We start from the raw sequence: 2306 nt of genomic DNA, 5'->3' as shown, positions 1-2306 counted from the left end.
CGCTCTTGCGAGCAATCACAAATTTTACCTTAGCCTGATCCACTGCCAGTGAAAGCAGCGTTCAGTCTATTTCTATCACATATCCGAATTTTTAAAGAACGATCTGACAAAAGTCAGAAATCAACATTCACGCTGGAATGCTCATTTCTAAGTTCTGACAAGCTACTGCGTACTGCGAAAGTGGTGGAGCCAAGCGGGATCGAACCGCTGACCTCCTGCGTGCAAGGCAGGCGCTCTCCCAGCTGAGCTATGGCCCCGTATTCTAGGCTGCACCATGTAATGGTAGGTCTGGGCAGATTTGAACTGCCGACCTCACCCTTATCAGGGGTGCGCTCTAACCAACTGAGCTACAGACCTATAACAGGGTCGCGTTACAGCATCGTCTTTATACAAGTGAATCAAGCAATTCGTGTGGGAGCTCATCAGCAGGCTGATGTCTTCGATTAAGGAGGTGATCCAGCCGCAGGTTCCCCTACGGCTACCTTGTTACGACTTCACCCCAGTCATGAATCACACCGTGGTAACCGTCCTCCCGAAGGTTAGACTAGCTACTTCTGGTGCAACCCACTCCCATGGTGTGACGGGCGGTGTGTACAAGGCCCGGGAACGTATTCACCGCGACATTCTGATTCGCGATTACTAGCGATTCCGACTTCACGCAGTCGAGTTGCAGACTGCGATCCGGACTACGATCGGTTTTGTGAGATTAGCTCCACCTCGCGGCTTGGCAACCCTCTGTACCGACCATTGTAGCACGTGTGTAGCCCAGGCCGTAAGGGCCATGATGACTTGACGTCATCCCCACCTTCCTCCGGTTTGTCACCGGCAGTCTCCTTAGAGTGCCCACCATAACGTGCTGGTAACTAAGGACAAGGGTTGCGCTCGTTACGGGACTTAACCCAACATCTCACGACACGAGCTGACGACAGCCATGCAGCACCTGTGTCAGAGTTCCCGAAGGCACCAATCTATCTCTAGAAAGTTCTCTGCATGTCAAGGCCTGGTAAGGTTCTTCGCGTTGCTTCGAATTAAACCACATGCTCCACCGCTTGTGCGGGCCCCCGTCAATTCATTTGAGTTTTAACCTTGCGGCCGTACTCCCCAGGCGGTCAACTTAATGCGTTAGCTGCGCCACTAAAATCTCAAGGATTCCAACGGCTAGTTGACATCGTTTACGGCGTGGACTACCAGGGTATCTAATCCTGTTTGCTCCCCACGCTTTCGCACCTCAGTGTCAGTATCAGTCCAGGTGGTCGCCTTCGCCACTGGTGTTCCTTCCTATATCTACGCATTTCACCGCTACACAGGAAATTCCACCACCCTCTACCGTACTCTAGCTTGCCAGTTTTGGATGCAGTTCCCAGGTTGAGCCCGGGGCTTTCACATCCAACTTAACAAACCACCTACGCGCGCTTTACGCCCAGTAATTCCGATTAACGCTTGCACCCTCTGTATTACCGCGGCTGCTGGCACAGAGTTAGCCGGTGCTTATTCTGTCGGTAACGTCAAAACAGCAAGGTATTATCTTACTGCCCTTCCTCCCAACTTAAAGTGCTTTACAATCCGAAGACCTTCTTCACACACGCGGCATGGCTGGATCAGGCTTTCGCCCATTGTCCAATATTCCCCACTGCTGCCTCCCGTAGGAGTCTGGACCGTGTCTCAGTTCCAGTGTGACTGATCATCCTCTCAGACCAGTTACGGATCGTCGCCTTGGTGAGCCATTACCTCACCAACTAGCTAATCCGACCTAGGCTCATCTGATAGCGCAAGGCCCGAAGGTCCCCTGCTTTCTCCCGTAGGACGTATGCGGTATTAGCGTTCCTTTCGAAACGTTGTCCCCCACTACCAGGCAGATTCCTAGGCATTACTCACCCGTCCGCCGCTGAATCGAAGAGCAAGCTCTTCTCATCCGCTCGACTTGCATGTGTTAGGCCTGCCGCCAGCGTTCAATCTGAGCCATGATCAAACTCTTCAGTTCAATACTGCTTGGGTTTTTAAGAAACCCTAAACTTGGCTCAGCAATCTCAAATGACTACTATGATTGCTCATGTGGCCACTTGTGATGCTGATAATCTTGGCGACTATCAAACCGTACTCACAAGCACCCACACGAATTGCTTGATTCAATTTGTTAAAGAGCGTTTGGTTAAGAGCTTTTCGTCTCAACCGAGGCGCGCATTCTACGCTTTCCTCTGTGTCTGTCAAGCGTTTATTTCGAAGTATTTTGCGAGAAACTCGTTCAACTTCAAACACTTGACTCGCTTGCGATCTCTCGTAGCGGGAGGCGAATTCTACAGCGTTAC

At 51.3% G+C, this 2306-nt stretch carries 1 protein-coding gene, 2 tRNA genes and 1 rRNA gene; all 4 read right to left on the bottom strand.

Going from position 1 to position 2306, the window contains the following annotated elements; all coding sequences use genetic code 11:
• Positions 1–181: 181 nt before the first annotated feature.
• Positions 182–257: transfer RNA gene (locus tag ACI2JX_RS24900), tRNA-Ala, on the bottom strand.
• Between the two features lie 23 nt (positions 258–280).
• Positions 281–357 (bottom strand) — tRNA-Ile (locus ACI2JX_RS24895).
• Between the two features lie 87 nt (positions 358–444).
• Positions 445–1981, bottom strand: a 16S ribosomal RNA gene (locus ACI2JX_RS24890).
• A 26-nt stretch (positions 1982–2007) separates the two neighbouring features.
• Positions 2008–2306: hypothetical protein (locus tag ACI2JX_RS24885; protein ID WP_404691210.1), on the bottom strand; the 299-nt coding region annotated here is incomplete at its 5' end.

It is taken from the genome of Pseudomonas sp. NPDC088890 (genome assembly GCF_044900155.1).
Taxonomy (GTDB): domain Bacteria; phylum Pseudomonadota; class Gammaproteobacteria; order Pseudomonadales; family Pseudomonadaceae; genus Aquipseudomonas; species Aquipseudomonas urmiensis.
Note: the sequence above shows the minus strand (reverse complement) of the source record. Positions and strands in the feature narration are given on the sequence as shown.